We start from the raw sequence: 17,675 nt of genomic DNA on the forward strand, positions 1-17,675 counted from the left end.
CCAACCGAATTCGCGGTGCACGCGACCCACGGACCGGTGGCGCAGGGGCTGGTCGGCGCGGTGCCGATCGGCCTGCCCGTCTGGAATGCCCAGGCATATGTGCTCGATGCCCGTCTGCATCCGGTCGCGCCGGGTGTCGCGGGTGAGCTCTATCTCGCGGGTGCGCAGTTGGCGCGCGGTTACTTCGGACGTACCGATCTGACCGCGGATCGCTTCGTGGCCAACCCGTTCGGCACGTCCGGTGCTCGGATGTACCGCACCGGTGACCTGGTCACCCGCAATGCCAACGGGGCCATCGTTTACTTGGGCCGCACCGACTTCCAGGTCAAGTTGCGCGGTCTGCGCATCGAGCTCGGTGAGATCGAAACCGCCCTCACCGCGCACGATGCGGTCGCACAGGCCGTGGCGCTGGTGCGTGCGGATGCCCGTACCGGTGATCAGCTGGTCGGCTATGTGGTGCCCGCGAACGGCGGCACGGTCGATCTCGATGAGCTGCGCGCGCACCTGAGCGAGCAGCTGCCCTCGTATATGGTCCCGTCCGCCATTGTGGTGCTCGATGCCATGCCGTTGAACCCCAACGGCAAGCTGGACCGGCGCGCACTGCCCGAACCCGTCTTCGAGGCCAAGGAATTCCGCGCGCCGTCGACCCCGATCGAAGAGATCGTTGTCGGCGTATTCAGCGACGTGTTGAGCTATGACCGTATCGGCATCGACGACAACTTCTTCGATCTCGGCGGCAACTCGCTGGTCGCCACCCAGGTGGTGGCGCGCCTCGGCGCGGCCCTGGATACCCAGGTTCCGGTGCGGCTGCTGTTCGAGGCGCCGACCGTGGCCGCGCTCGCCGCGCGCATAGAGGCCAATGCCGGGGCCGGTGGCCGTCAGGCGCTGACCGCGCGTCCGCGTCCGGAGTACCCGCCGCTGTCGCTGGCGCAGCAGCGGATGTGGTTCCTCAACCGCTTCGATGCCGATTCGGCCGCCGACAATATCCCGGTGGCGGTGCGGCTGCACGGACATCTGGATCTGTCCGCGCTGCGTGGTGCCATCGCCGATGTGATCACCCGGCACGAATCGCTGCGCACGATCTACCCGTCCCACGAGGGGGTGGCCTACCAGCAGGTGCTCCCGGCCGCGCGGGCACTGCCGGAACTGGAGATCATCCCGGCCGCCGAAAGCGAAATGGGCAGCGCCCTTTACGAATTCATCGGCCGCGGCTTCGACGTGACCACCGAATCCCCGGTGCGGATTCGGCTCTACCAGGTCGAGCGCGCGCCGCTGAGCAGCAAGAAGTGGCGCGACAACACCCAGGATCACGTGCTCGCGGTCGTCGTGCATCACATTGCGGCGGACGGCTTCTCGATGCGTCCGCTGGTGCGCGACCTCATGTCGGCCTATATCGCGCGCAGCTCCGAATCCGCGCCGGTCTGGGCGCCCCTGCCGGTGCAGTACGTGGATTACGCACTCTGGCAGCGCGAAACCCTCGGCGCCGAGGACGATCCGACCTCGCTGATCTCCGAACAGCTCGGCTACTGGCGGGAAACCCTGGCCGGACTGCCCGAGGAACTGCGTCTTTCGCCGAAGCCGCGGCCGGTAGTTGCCTCGTATCAGGCACGGACACACCGATTCCGGCTGCCCGACACCCTCGTCGACGCGCTGAACCGCGTCGCGCACGAGCACAGCACCACGCTGTTCATGGTGGTGCACAGCGCCTTCGCGACGCTGCTCGCGCGGCTGAGCGGTTCCGATGACATCGCCATCGGCATCCCGGTGGCCGGTCGCGGTGAGCAGGTGCTCGACGACCTGGTCGGCATGTTCGTCAACACCCTGGTTTTGCGTACTCAGGTTGATCCGTCCGAATCGTTCGCCGACCTGCTCGGGCAGGTGCGCGAGCGCGATCTGCAGGCCTTCGCGCACGCCGATGTGCCGTTCGAGCGGCTGGTCGAGGTGCTCAACCCGGCCCGCTCGCAGGCGCGGCATCCGCTGTTCCAGGTGATGCTGTCGTTCCAGAACCTCGGCCGCACCTCGCTCGAATTGCCGGGCCTCGCCGTCTCCGAACTGGGCATCGACCAGCCGACCGCCAAGGTCGACCTGCAGCTCACGCTGAGCGAGGGCGCGGAATCCGAGATGGATGCCGAACTCGTCTATGCCACCGACCTTTTCGACGAGCCGTTCGCCGAATCCTTCGCCGAGCGCTTCGTCCGGGTGCTGCACGGTATCACCGCCGCACCGGCGGTCGTGGTGGGCGATATCGACCTGCTCGACGACACCGAGCGCGCCCTGGTGCTCGACCAATGGAACGACACCGAATTCCCGGTGGACGCGGCGCTCACCTCACCGGTGGGCGATGCGGCGGCGACACTGGTTTCGCTGTTCGAGGCGCAGCTGGTGCGGACCCCGGACGAGTACGCGGTCAGCTACGAGGGGACCAGTCTGTCCTATGCCGAGTTCGGCGCCCGGGTGCACCGGTTGGCGCGCTGGCTGAAGCAGAACGGTGTCGGCCCGGAATCGTATGTCGCCCTTGGTATGCGGCGGTCCATCGATCTGGTGATCGGCATGTATGCGATCAATGCCGCCGGTGGTGCCTATGTGCCGTTGGATCCGGATCATCCGGGTGAGCGCATCGATTACATCTTGGAGACTGCGCGTCCGGTGTGTGTGCTGACTTCTGGCACTGATCTGGAGACGACGGTGTCGCGGCAGGTTCGCATCGATGAGCTCGATCTCGCCGAGTTCTCGGATGAGCCGTTGACGGATGCGGATCGGCATCGGCCGTTGCGGCCGGGCAATACCGCGTATGTGATTTTTACTTCGGGTTCGACGGGCCGCCCGAAGGGTGTGGCCGTTTCGCATGCCGCGATCGTGAACCGTTTGGTGTGGATGCACGCCGCCTACGGTCTCTCGGCTGATGATGTGGTGCTGCAGAAGACTCCGGCGACCTTCGACGTGTCGGTGTGGGAGTTCTTCTGGCCCTTGCAGGTGGGTGCGCGTCTGGTTGTCGCCAAGCCCGACGGCCACCGCGATCCGGCCTATATGGCGCGTTTGATCGTTGAGGAGCAGGTCACCACGGTGCACTTCGTGCCGTCGATGCTTTCGGTGTTCGTTGCTGAGGATCGTGCGGCTGAATGCACGAGTCTGCGGAATGTTTTCGCCTCGGGTGAGGCGTTGCCTGCGGTGGCGGCGCAGCGTCTGCGTCAGTTGACCGGTGCGCGGTTGCACAACCTGTACGGTCCGACCGAGGCCGCGGTGGATGTCACCTTCCATGAGGTGACCGATGCCGATGTGAGTTCGGTGCCGATCGGTGCTCCGGTGTTCAACACCCAGGTGTATGTGTTGGATTCGCGGTTGCGTCCGGTACCGGCCGGTGTTCCGGGTGAGCTGTATTTGGCGGGCGCGCAGCTGGCGCACGGCTATGTCGGTCGCCCCGATCTGACCACCGAGCGGTTCATCGCGAATCCGTTCGGCACCGCTGAGCGTATGTACCGCACCGGCGACCTCGTCATGTGGACCGCGCGCGGCGAGCTGGAGTACCTGGGCCGCACCGATTTCCAGGTGAAGTTGCGTGGTCTGCGCATCGAACTCGGCGAGATCGAATCGGCGCTCACCGCACAGGACGCGGTCGCACAGGCGGTCGTACTTGTGCATTCCGATGAGCGGACCGGCGATCAGCTCGTCGCCTATCTGGTCGCGAACCCGGACCGCGCCATCGTTGTCGACACCGTGAAGAACACCCTCGGCGAGCAGCTGCCCGCCTACATGGTGCCCGCGGCCTATATGGTGCTCGACGCGTTCCCGCTCAACGCCTCCGGCAAGCTGGATCGCAAGGCACTGCCCACACCGACCTTCGCGGCCAAGGTATTCCGCGCTCCCACCACTCCGGTGGAGGAGATCGTCGCGGGCACCTTCGCCGAGGTGCTCGGTTTGCAGGGGGTCGGCCACGGTGTCGGCCTGGATGACGACTTCTTCGAACTCGGCGGCAATTCGCTGATCGCCACCCAGGTGGCGGCGCGGCTCGGCGCGGCACTGGACACCCAGATCCCCGTGCGCGCGCTGTTCGAGGCCTCGAATGTCGCGGCACTGGCCGCGCTGGTGGAATCGGCCGCCGGAGCGGGCGGTCGGGCCGCGCTTACCGCACAGCCGCGCCCGGAGCTGGTGCCGCTGTCGCTGGCCCAGCAGCGGATGTGGTTCCTCAACCGCTTCGACAACCAGACCGCGGTCAACAACATTCCGGTCGCCATCCGGCTCACCGGCGATGTCGATATCGCCGCGTTGAACGCCGCCATCGGCGATGTGCTGGCCCGCCACGAGGCGCTGCGCACCATCTACCCGGAGCTGGAAGGCACCGGCTACCAGCACATTCTGCACACCGACGAGGTGCACTTCGAGCTGGCGGCCGAGACGATCGCCCCCGCCGCGGTGCCCGCGCGCATCGTCGAGTTGGCCAGTGTGCACTTCGATGTGACCGGTGCGGTGCCGTTCCGGGCCAACCTGCTCAGCATCGATGCGCACAACCACATCGCGGTGCTGGTCATGCACCACATCAGCGGTGACGGCTTCTCGCTGCGCCCGCTGCTGCGCGATATGGTGCTGGCCTACACCGAGCGCAGCCGCGGCGAGGTGCCCGCGTGGGCGCCGCTGGATGTCCAGTACGCCGACTACGCGCTGTGGCAGCGCGCGGTGCTCGGCAGCGAGGACGATCCGCAATCCGTCGCGGCACTGCAGCTCGCGTACTGGACCGAGCAGCTGGCCGATCTGCCCGATCAGATCGAGCTGCCCGCGGACCGCGCGCGGCCCGAGGTCGCTTCCAATGCCGGTGGCACCCACGGTTTCTCGGTCGACGCTGAATTGCACGCCGCACTGGCCGAACTCGCCCGCGCCCGCGGGGTCACACTGTTCATGGTGGTCCATGCCGCGCTGGCGACCTGGGCGGCACGGCTGTCCAACAGCACCGATATCGCCATCGGCACCCCGATCGCCGGACGCGGTGAACGCGCGCTCGACGACCTGGTCGGTATGTTCGTCAATACGCTGGTGCTGCGCAACGAGGTCGATCCGAGCGTCAAGTTCAGCGATCTGCTCGCCCAGGTGCGACGCACCGATCTCGCGGCTTTCGCCAATGCCGATGTGCCGTTCGAGCGGCTGGTGGATGTCCTCTGGGGACGGCAAGGCGGCGGAGCCGCCGGGGTGGGTAGACACAGCCCGGCCCGTTCGCAGGCACATCACCCGCTGTTCCAGGTGGCGCTGACCTTCGAGGCCGCATCGGCCGCCGATATGGGCACCGTCGCGCTGCCGGGTGTCGAGCTGTCCGTGGTCGAATTCGATCCGGGCACCGCCAAATTCGATGTGCAGCTGACCGTTGGCGAGGCCGCCGACGGTGCGCTCGGCATGTCGTGGAACTACGCCACCGAACTGTTCGATCCGGAGACGGTGGCCTCCTTCGCCGATCGTCTTGTGCGCATTCTGCGCAGCGTGGTCGAGGATCCCGAGATCGTCATCGGCGATATCGATCTGCTCGGTGAGGCCGAGCGGCTCAATGTTTCGCAGCGCTGGGTGTCGTCCGGATTGGACAGTGGCGCGCAGCGATTCAGTGCTGCCGGTACCACGCTGGTGGATCTGTTCGAGCAGGCGGTGGCCGCGCATCCGGACAATACCGCGGCCAAGTTCGGCATCGAATCGCTGACCTACGCCGAACTGGACCGGCGCGCGAATGTGCTGGCGCGCAGGCTGATCGCCGACGGCGCCGGTCCGGAGTCGCTGGTCGCGGTGATCCTGCCGCGCTCACTCGACCTGGTGGTCGCGCTGCTCGCGGTGGTGAAGACCGGTGCGGGCTATGTGCCGGTGGATCCGACCTACCCGGCCGACCGCATCGCCTATGTGCTCGAGGATTCGCGTCCGACCAGCGTGATCCTCGATTCCACGGTCCAGGTGAGCGTGCCCGCCGAACTGCCGACCGTGGTCCTCGATGGATTCGCGGTGGAGACCGGCAATATCGAGGACGCCGACGACGCCCCGATCACCGACGCCGACCGCCTCGCGGCGCTGGGCCCGGACAATGTGGCGTACGTGATCTACACCTCCGGTTCGACCGGACGCCCGAAGGGTGTTGCGGTCGCGCACCGGAATGTCTTGCGGCTGTTCGCCAATACCGATCGCGACTTCGGCTTCGGCCCCGACGATGTGTGGACGCTGTTCCACTCCTACGCCTTCGACTTCTCGGTGTGGGAGCTGTGGGGTCCGCTGCTGTTCGGCGGCACCCTGGTGGTCGTCGACTACTACACCTCGCGCTCGCCCGAACAGTTCCTGGAACTGCTGCGGGTGGAACAGGTCACGGTGCTCAACCAGACACCGTCCGCGTTCTACCAACTGGCCGAGGCGGATCGCAATGCCGCGTCGGATGCCGAACCGCTGGCGCTGCGCTATGTGGTCTTCGGCGGTGAAGCCCTCGAACTGCGCAGGCTCGCCGATTGGGTCGCCCGACATGGTGACGGTGCCAAGAAGCGCTCCGCGGGTTCCGCGCCGACCGCTCCGCTGCTGGTCAATATGTACGGCATCACCGAGACCACGGTGCACGTGTCCTACCGCGCGCTGGATGCCGCGACCATCGCCGCCGCCTCGGGCAGTGTGGTCGGCCGTGCCATCGCGGGTCTGTGCGTGTACGTGCTCGACAACCGGCTGCGGCCGGTACCGGTCGGCGTTGCGGGCGAAATGTATGTCGCGGGACCGCAATTGGCCCGCGGCTACCTCGGCCGCCCCGATCTGACCACCACCCGCTTCGTGGCGAACCCGCTCGCCGACGCCGATGCGGCGGGCACGCGCCTGTACCGCTCCGGCGACCTCGCGCGCTGGAACCGCTTCGGCGAACTGGAATACCTCGGTCGCGCCGACGATCAGGTGAAGGTGCGCGGTTTCCGCATCGAACTCGGTGAGATCGAATCGGCGATCCTGGCCCAGCCCGGTATCGCCCAGGCCGCGGTCATCGTGCGCGAGGATCAGCCGGGCGATCAGCGGATCGTGGCCTATGTGGTCGCCGAGCCCGAGGTGACCCCTGACCTCGATGTGGTGCGCAGCGGTGCGGCGCAACGACTTCCGTCGTATATGGTGCCCGCGGCGCTGGTGCGGCTCGAGTGGATCCCGTTGACCGTCAACGGCAAGCTGGACCGCCGCGCGCTGCCCGCACCCGCGGTGCAGGCCAAGGCATTCCGCGCCCCGGTCACCCCGGTGCAAGAGACGGTGGCCGCGGTCTTCGCCGATGTGCTCGACCTGCCTCGGGTCGGCGTCGACGACGACTTCTTCGACCTCGGCGGCAACTCGCTCATCGCGACCAGGGTGGTATCCCGGATCGGCGCGGCCCTGGGCACCACGGTGCCGGTGCGCGCACTGTTCGAGGCCTCCACCGTGGAAGGGCTTGCGGCCCGGGTGGAATCGCATGCCGACGGTGCGGCGCGGGCCCGGCTGCTCGCCCGTCCGCGCAAGGCCGACGAACTGGTGCCGCTGTCGTTCGCACAGCAGCGCATGTGGTTCCTGAACAAGTACGACACCACATCGGCGGCCTACAACCTGCCGATCGCCATCCGGCTCACCGGCGCATTGGATACCGATGCGCTGCGCTTGGCGGTGGCGGATGTGGTGCGCAGGCACGAATCGCTGCGCACCCGCTACCCGGAGCACGGTGGCACCCCGGTACAGGTGATCGTGCCCGCCGACGCGATCGCGCTGGATCTGCAGCCGGTTTCGGTCGATCCGGCCGAGCTGACCGCCGTGGTCACCGAGTTCGCGACCACCGGATTCGATGTCTCCGAACAGGTTCCGCTGCGGACCAGGCTGTTCGCCGCGGGTCCGGACGACCATGTGCTCGTGGTGGTGGTGCACCACATCGCGGCCGACGGCTTCTCCATGGGCCCGCTGACCCGCGACGTCATGCTCGCCTACAGCGCACGCACCCAGGACGCCGCGCCCGGTTGGGCGCCACTGTCGGTGCAGTACGCGGACTTCGCGATCTGGCAGCGGGAGGTCCTCGGCTCCGAGGACGATCCGGCATCGCTGATGGCGCGTCAGGTCGCGCACTGGCAGCGCGTGCTCGATGGTGTGCCCGACGAACTGCCGCTGCCCACCGACCGGCCGCGCCCCGCGATCGCCTCGCATCGCGGCGCGACCCTGCAGACCGAACTGCCCGCCGAACTGATCGCGGCGTTGGAAGGTATTGCGCGCCAACGCGGTGCGTCGCTGTTCATGGTGATGCACAGTGCACTCACGGTGCTGCTGGCCCGGTTGTCGGGCACCGACGATATCGCCGTCGGCTCGCCGATCGCGGGACGCGGTGAGCAGGCGCTCGACGATCTGGTCGGTATGTTCGTCAATACCCTCGTGCTGCGCACCGGTGTCGACCAGTCCGAATCGTTCAGCGAACTGCTGGATCGGGTGCGGTCGGGCGACCTGGACGCCTTCGGCAACGCGGACGTGCCATTCGAACGCCTCGTGGAACTGCTCGCGCCGGAGCGCTCCCAGGCGCGCAATCCGCTGTTCCAGGTAATGCTCGCGTTCCAGAACCTGGACCGCACCGCGCTGGAACTGCCCGGTCTTTCGGTGTCCGCACTGGACCTCGAAGAGAACTTCGCCCGGTTCGACCTGCAATTCACGCTGTCGGACACCGGTTCGACCGGAATGACGCTGGCGCTCACCTACGCCACCGAGTTGTTCGACGAGTCGAGCGCCGCGCTGATCACCCAGCGGTGGCGGCGCGTACTCGAGGCCATCGCCGCCGACCCGACCGTCACGGTCGGCACCATCGATGTGCTCGATGCCCAGGAGCGGGCCGATCTCATCGCCCGCACCGGCGCTCCCGCCGTCGCCCCGCGCACGCTGCCGGATCTGTTGACCGCAGCTGCTGCGCGCGATCCGCAGGCGCCCGCGTTGGTGTTCCGTGGCGACACGGTGACCTATGGGCAGCTGGACGAGCGCTCGAACCGCTTGGCCCGCTTGCTGATCGCCGAGGGCGTCGGCACCGAGGATCTGGTCGCGGTCGGTGTGCCGCGGTCCGCGGATTCGGTGTTCGTCGCCCTGTCGGTGTCCAAGACCGGTGCGGCTTTCGTGCCCGTCGATCCGACCTATCCGGCCGATCGCATCGCCCATATGGTCACCGATTCCGCCTCACCGGTGGGTATTACGGTGGCCTCGGCACGTGCGGGTCTGCCGGATTCGGTGCGCTGGCTGGTGCTCGAGGATCTCGATCTCGATGCCTTCGATGCTGGCCCGATCACCGACGCCGACCGGGTCCGGCCGCTTCGCCCGGAGAACCCGGCATACGTCATCTACACCTCCGGTTCCACGGGTGTGCCCAAGGGTGTCGTGGTCTCGCATGCGGTGCTGGCGAACTTCAGCACCGCGCAGATCGAGAACTACCGACTCGATGCCGAATCCCGCGCACTGCATTTCGCCTCGCCGAGCTTCGACGCCTCGATCCTCGAGCTGCTGCTCGCCCTCGGGCCGGGCGGTGCGCTCGTGGTGGTGCCGACCGGTGTCTATGGCGGCGAGGAGTTGGCCGAACTACTGCGCGCCGAGCGTGTCTCACACGTCTTCATCACGCCCGCCGCGCTGGCGACACTCGATCCGACCGGACTCGACGCATTGCGCGTGCTGGCGGTCGGTGGCGAGGCCTACCCGCCGGAGCTCATCGCGAAATGGGCGACACCACTGGCGGACGGCACGCTTCGCCGCTTCCACAATGTTTACGGCCCGACCGAGACCGCCATGGTGGTCAATATCAGCGATCCGCTGGCGGCGGGTGATCCGATGCCGATCGGCGGTCCGATCCGCGGTATCCAGTCGCTGATCCTCGACAACCGGTTGCAGCCCGTTCCGGTGGGGGTCGCGGGTGAGCTCTACATCTCGGGTATCCAACTGGCGCGCGGCTACCACGCGCGGGCCGGGCTGACCGCAGACCGCTTCGTGGCGAACCCATACGTTGCGGGTGCGCGGATGTACCGCACCGGTGACGTGGTGCGATGGACGCAGGCCGGTGCGGTCGAATATGTCGGCCGCTCCGACTTCCAGGTCAAGGTGCGCGGCTTCCGCATCGAACTCGGTGAGATCGACGCCGCGCTGGCTTCGCACGAGACCGTCGACTTCGCCGTCACCGTCGGCCACAAGAGCACCGGGGGCGCGACCTCGCTGGTGTCGTATGTGGTTGCGGCGCAGAGGCATTCGATCGATGTGGCCGCGTTGACCGCGCATGTTGAAGAGCGCCTGCCCGCCTATATGGTGCCGTCGTCGGTGATGGTGATCGACCACGTCCCGCTGACCCCGGTCGGCAAGCTGGACCGCAAGGCGCTGCCGGAGCCGGTATTTGCGACCGAGGTCGTCTTCCGTGCGCCGCGCACGCCGATCGAGCACACCATCGCCGAGGTCTTCGCCGAGGTGCTCGGCGTGGATCGCGTCGGTGTCGACGATTCGTTCTTCGCACTCGGCGGCGACAGCATCGTCTCCATTCAGCTGGTCTCGCGGGCCAAGGCGCGCGGTGTCGTCTTCACCCCGCGCCACGTCTTCGAACAGCGCACCGTGGCCGGACTCGCCGCGGTCGCCGAGACCGCCGACAGCACCGAATCCAGTGTCGAGGCGCTGGCCGAGCTGCCCGGTGGTGGCATCGGCGCCATGCCGCTGACCCCGGTGGTCCGCTTCATGGCCGAGCGCAAAGGCTCGTTCGGCCGGTTCAACCAGACCATGGCACTCGAGCTGCCGGTCGGCATCGATCGGGCCGGTATCGCGAGAACCGTTGGCGCGGTGATCGATCGCCACGACATGCTGCGGGCGCGGCTGTACCGCGACGGTGACGACTGGATCGTCGACACCGCCGCACCCGGCACGGTCGACGTCGACGCGCTGATCGACCGCACCGAATTCGATGCGGGTGTGGACACGGCCGGACTGGTCGAAATCGCCGCCGCCGCACTGGATGCCGCGCTGGATCTGCTGGATCCGGCCGCTGGCGTGGTGATCCGGTTCGTCTGGCTGGAGCCGTCGGACGGCAGCCGCGGCGGCCGACTCATCGTGGCCGCGCACCACCTGGTGGTGGACGGTGTTTCCTGGCGCATCCTGGTGCCGGACTTCGTCACCGCATGGGGCCAGCTCACCGCGGGCCAGGATCCGCAGCTCGTCGCGCCCGCCACCTCGATGCGGGCCTGGGCGCACGCATTGCAGCGCGAGGCCGAAAGTGCCCGGCGGGTGGCCGAACTCGACTACTGGCGTTCGGTGGTCGCGACGGCGGATCCGCTGCTGACCGAGCGGCCGATGGATCCGACCGTGGATACCTCGGGTGTCATCGACAAGCTGCAAGTCGAGGTGTCCGCCGAGGTCACCAAGGCGCTGTTGACCACGGTGCCCGCGCTGTTCCACGGCGGTGTCAACGACGGTCTGCTCACCGCGCTCGCCCTGGCGACCGCGAAGTGGCGCGCGCGCCGCACCGGCAACCGCACCGACGACGCGCTGTTGCTGCGCCTGGAAGGCCATGGCCGCGAAGAGGACATCGTGCCCGGCGCGGATCTGTCCCGCACGGTCGGCTGGTTCACCGCGATCTTCCCGGTCCGCTTCGATCTGTCCGGTATCGATATCGATGCCGCGCTGACCGGCGGCCCGGCCCTGGGCAAGGCCGTCAAGGCGGTCAAGGAACAGCTGCTCGCGGTGCCGGACAAGGGCATCGGCTACGGCCTGCTGCGCTATATGAATGCGGTGACCGCCACCGAACTGCCCGCCGCACAGCCGGGCCAGGTGAGCTTCAACTACCTGGGCCGCGTCTCCGAGGGCGATGTGCCCGAGGCGCTGCGTGGCTTCGGCTGGATCCCGGCCGCGGAACTCGGCGCGCTCGGCGGCGCCTACGACGCGGATACGCCCGCGATGGCGCCGCTGGATATCAATGCCATCGTGGTCGGCGACAAGCTGACCGCGAATATCGGCTACCCGACCACGCTGCTGGACGTCGCGCAGGTCCGCGAATTCGGCGAGCTGTGGGTCACCGCGCTGGAAGCGGTTGCCCGGCACGCCAATTCGAACGGTGCCGGTGGGCACACGCCCTCCGACTTCGCCCTGGTGCGCTCGACCCAGCGCGATATCGACAACTGGGAGCAGCGCTTCCCGACCTTGGCCGATATCTGGCCGCTGTCGGCGCTGCAGGCGGGTCTGCTCTTCCACGCGCGTCTGGCCGCCACCTCGGTGGACGTCTACACCGCGCAGGCCGTGCTGACGCTCACCGGGCGGGTGGACGCGACCCGATTGCGTTCGGCCGCACAGGCTCTGGTGGATCGCTACGAGAGTCTGCGCACCGCATTCGTCACCGATAACGATGGCAACCCGGTGCAAGTGGTGCTCGACGGCGTCCGCGTCGCCTGGGCCGAGCACGACCGGATCGAGTCCGGTGACGGCGCCGACCTCATCGCGGCGGACCGCACTCAGCGTTTCGATCTGGCCGCGCCGCCGCTGATCCGGTTCACCCTGATCCAGGTGGCGTCCGACCGCTGGGAGTTCGTGGTCTCCAACCACCACATCCTGCTCGACGGCTGGTCCATGCCGCTGCTCATGCGCGATCTGCTGGTGCTCTACGCGGCCCACGCCGACGCCAATGTGCTGCCCGCGGTGCGCTCCTACCGGCACTTCCTGGAATGGACCAGGCAGCAGGATCATGCGGCCTCGGTGGCCGCGTGGACCGATGCGCTGCGCGGTGTCAGCGAACCCACGCTGCTGTCGCGTCCGGACGCGGGCCGCGAGATCACCTCGCTGTCGGGCGAATACTTCTTCGAACTCGACGAGCGGGCGACCGCGCGACTGACCGACCTGGCCGCATCCCTCGGTGTCACGCCGAATACCGTGCTGCAGGTCGCCTGGGGCATCCTGATCGGCCGGATGACCAGCCGTGACGATGTGCTGTTCGGTACCACGGTGTCCGGGCGTCCGGCGCAGCTCACCGGTGTCGAATCGATGGTCGGCCTGTTCATCAATACCGTTCCGGTGCGGGTGCGCTTCGATCCGTCGGAATCGGCGGGCGAGTTGCTGACCCGTACCCAGGGCGAGCAGGCGGATCTGCTCGATCACCACTATGTCGGCCTGGCCGATATCCAGTCCGCCGCCGGTATCGGCGGTCTGTTCGACACGCTGGTGGTCTTCGAGTCCTACCCGGTCGATGCCGAGGGCATCCGGGCCCAAGCCGCCGATATCGATGGCATGGCGGTCGTCGATATGCAGGCCGCCGACGCCACCCACTACCCGTTGACCCTGATCGCAGGGCTGGACACGCAGCTGCGGATCCGCGCGGGCTACCTGCGCGACCTGTTCGACGAGCAGACGGTGCGCCGCATTGCCGATCGACTGGTCCGGGTGCTGGCCGCGATCACCACCGAACCCGGCGTGCTCGTCGGGGATATCGAACTGCTCGATACCGCCGAGCGCGAGCTGGTGGTGTCGGCGTGGAACGACACCGCGCACCAGGTAGATGATGCGGCGACGCTGGTCTCGATGTTCGAGGCCCAGCTGGCCGCGACCCCGGACGCGACCGCGCTGACGTTCGAGGGGACGAGTCTGACCTACGCCGAATTCGGCTCCCGGGTCTTCGGTTTGGCGCGCTGGCTCATCGAACGCGGTGTCGGCCCGGAATCGTATGTGGCCCTTGGCATGCGGCGCTCCATCGATCTGGTGGTCGGCATGTATGCGGTGACCGTGGCCGGTGGCGCGTATGTGCCGCTGGATCCGGATCATCCGGCCGACCGCACGGAATACATTCTCGCCACCGCCGATCCGGTCTGCGTGCTGACCTCCGGTGACGATCTGAAGATCGATACCGCTCAGGTGCGCATCGACCTGCTCGACCTGTTCGGGCTGTCGGACGAGCCGGTCACCGACGCGGAACGGTGGGCACCGCTGCGTCCGTCGAATACCGCCTACGTGATCTTCACCTCGGGTTCGACCGGTCGTCCGAAGGGCGTTGCGGTCAGCCATGCGGCGATCGTGAACCGCCTGGTGTGGATGCAGTCGGCCTACGGGCTGACCAGCGCCGATGCCGTACTGCAGAAGACGCCCGCGACGTTCGACGTGTCGGTGTGGGAGTTCTTCTGGCCGTTGCAGATCGGTGCGCGCCTGGTCGTTGCGCGCCCGGACGGACATCGCGATCCGGCCTACCTCGCCGAGATCATCACCGCCGAGCGGGTCACCGTCACCCACTTCGTGCCGTCCCTGCTCTCGGTCTTCGTGGCCGATGCGGCGGCCGGGCGGTGTGAGTCGCTGCGGCTGGTCTTCGCCTCCGGTGAGGCGCTGCCGCCGAAACCCGCGCATCGCCTGCGCGAGTTGACCGGTGCGGCACTGCACAACCTGTACGGTCCGACCGAGGCCGCGGTCGACGTCACCTTCCACGAGGTGGTCGCGACCGATTCCGACACCGTGCCGATCGGTGCGCCGGTCTTCAATACCCAGGTGTACGTGCTGGATTCGCGGCTGCGCCCGGTGCCGGTCGGTGTCGCGGGTGAGCTGTACCTCGCGGGCACGCAGCTGGCGCGCGGCTATGTCGCACGCCCGGATCTGACCAGCGACCGGTTCGTGGCCAACCCGTTCGGCGGCGCGGGTGCGCGCATGTACCGCACCGGCGACCTGGTGGCCTGGACGGCCGACGGTGAGCTGGAGTACTTGGGCCGTACCGACTTCCAGGTGAAGTTGCGCGGTCTGCGTATCGAACTCGGCGAGATCGAGCAGGCGCTCACCGCGCTGGACGAGGTCGCCCAGGCCGTGGTCGTGGTGCGCGGTGATCAGCACACCGGCGATCAGCTCGTGGCCTACGTCATCGCGACGCCGAACCTGCGGCTGGATATCGAGACCTTGCGCGAGGATCTGGGGCGGCAGCTGCCCGCCTATATGGTGCCCTCGGTCGTCATCGTGCTCGACGAATTCCCGCTCAACGCCTCCGGCAAGCTGGACCGCAAGGCACTGCCCGCACCGGTATTCGAGGCCGCGGTATTCCGTGCGCCGACCACACCGGTCGAGGAGATCATCGCCGCCACCTACGCCGATGTGCTCGGCCTGAAGCGCGTCGGTCTCGACGATGACTTCTTCGCGCTCGGCGGCAACTCGCTCAGCGCCACCCAGGTCGCCGCCCGGCTCTCGGCCGCGCTGGATACCGATCTCGGTGTCCGCGAACTCTTCGAGGCCTCCTCGGTGGCGGCACTCGCGGCCCGTGCGGAGTCGCGGGCCGGTGCCGGTGCGCGGGCGGCCCTGGTGCCACAGCAGCGCCCCGAGCGGGTGCCGCTGTCGCTGGCGCAGCAGCGGATGTGGTTCCTCAACCGCTTCGATCCGGAATCGGCCGTGGACAATATCCCGGCCGCGGTGCGGCTTTCCGGTCTACTGGACCGGCAGGCACTGCAGATCGCGGTCGCCGATGTGCTGGCCCGCCACGAATCGCTGCGCACCTACTACCCGGAGGTCGACGGCACCGCGTACCAGTTGACCGTCTCCACCGGCAAGGTGATCCCGGATCTGACGCCGGTCGATGTCACCGAAGCCGAGCTGCCGCGGCGCCTTGCCGAGGTGTTGCTGAGCGGCTTCGATGTCACCGCCGAGGTCCCGTTCCGGGCCCGGCTGTTCGAGATCAGCCCGACCGAACATGTGCTGGCCCTTGTGGTGCACCACATTTCGGCCGACGGCTTCTCGATGGGCCCGCTCACCCGCGATGTGATGACCGCCTATGCCGCCCGCGTCGACGGCGGCGAACCCGCATGGCGGCCGCTCGAGGTGCAGTACGCGGACTACGCGCTGTGGCAGCGCGAGGTGCTCGGCGCCGAAACCGATCCGGAGTCGGTGATCTCCGGGCAGATCGAGTTCTGGTCGAAGGCCCTGCGCGGGCTGCCCGAACAGCTCGACCTGCCCGCCGACCGGCCGCGTCCGGCGGTGGCATCGGGTCGCGGTGCGACGCATGTCTTCGAGATCGATGCCGAAACCCATGGCAAGCTCACCGAACTCGCCCGCAGCAGGGGTGCGACGCTGTTCATGGTCGCGCACACCGCGCTGGCGGTTCTGTTGGCTCGTATGTCCGGTGCGGAAGATATCGCGATCGGCACCCCGGTCGCGGGCCGTGGTGAACGCGCGCTCGACGACCTCATCGGCATGTTCGTCAACACCCTGGTGCTGCGGACCCCGATCGAGGGCGAGGCCACCTTCACCGAGTTGCTGCGCACCGTGCGCGGCATCGATATCAGCGCATTCGGGCATGCGGACCTGCCGTTCGAACGCCTGGTGGAGATTCTGAACCCGGCCCGTTCGCAGGCGCGGCATCCGCTGTTCCAGGTGATGCTGTCGTTCCAGAACACTGGCCAGAACAGCCTGGAACTGCCCGGACTCACCGTGAGCGGCGTCGAACTGCCCATCGATGTGGCCAAGTTCGATCTGCAGCTGGTGCTTTCGGAGCAGACCGCGACCCCGACCAGCACTGCCAACGGTGCCGGTGCCACCACGGTCGCGCCCTCGGGTATCGCCGCCGAATTGATCTACGCCACCGATCTGTTCGACGCCGACACCATGGCCGAATTCGGGCACCGGTTCAACCGGCTGCTGCGGGCCGTTGCGGTCGAACCGGATCGGGCCATCGGCGATATCGGCCTGCTCGACGAGCGGGAAACCGAACTGGCGCTGCGTGGTTGGAACGACACCGAGCGTGCGCTGGGTGCGGTCGGCACGCTGGTGGACGAGTTCGCCGGGCAGGCGGCGGCCACGCCGGATGCGGTCGCGATCGTGGATCCGGCCTCCGGAACCTCGCTGACGTATGCCGAATTCGGTGCGCGCGTGCACCGGTTGGCGCGTCGACTCATCGAAGCCGGTGTTGGTCCGGAAACGCTGGTGGCGCTCGGTCTGCGGCGTTCGGTCGACCTCGTGGTCGCGGCGTACGCGGTGCACGAGGCCGGTGGTGGGTATGTGCCGCTGGATCTCGATCAGCCTGCCGAGCGGATCGGCTATGTGCTCGATTCGGCCGCGCCGGTGTGTGTGCTGACGACCTCGCGCGACGATTTCGACGGCACCGGTCTGCCCGCACTGGTCATCGATGAACTGGATCTGTCCGGATACTCCGACGAGCCGGTCACCGATGCGGAGCGGATCGAACCGCTGCGGGCGCAGAACACCGCGTATGTGATCTTCACGTCGGGTTCGACCGGTCGCCCGAAGGGTGTTGCGGTCCCGCATGCGGCTGTGGTGAACCAGATCCGTTGGATCACTGGTGAGTACGGCATCGGTGCTGATGATGTGGTGTTGTTCAAGACTCCGGCGACGTTCGATGTGTCGGTGTGGGAGTTGTTCGGCCCGTTGTCCACTGGTGGCCGGATTGTGGTTGCGAGTCCGGATGGGCATCGTGATCCGCAGTATCTGGCGGAAGTTATTGCCGCTGAGCGGGTCACGATGACCTCGTTCGTGCCGTCGATGCTGACTGTGTTCGCGGGCAATGTGGATGCTGCCGGTGGTGCGGCGCTGGAGTCGCTGCGCGCTCTGCTCATTGCCGGTGAGGCGTTCACCGGTGATGCGGTCGCGGCCATTCGCCGGGTCAGCTCCGCCGAGCTGTACAACCTCTACGGCCCAACCGAATTCGCGGTGCACGCGACCCACGGACCGGTGGCGCAGGGGCTGGTCGGCGCGGTGCCGATCGGCCTGCCCGTCTGGAATGCCCAGGC

The 17,675-nt window shown here is 67.7% G+C and carries 1 protein-coding gene; it reads left to right on the forward strand.

The features are described 5' to 3' along the window. Nucleotides 1–17,675, forward strand: a 17,675-nt coding sequence (locus ABZ293_RS41310; protein WP_355189791.1) for a non-ribosomal peptide synthase/polyketide synthase, incomplete at both ends; no start/stop codon positions are given.

This window comes from Nocardia sp. NPDC005998, assembly GCF_040614395.1.
GTDB lineage: Bacteria > Actinomycetota > Actinomycetes > Mycobacteriales > Mycobacteriaceae > Nocardia.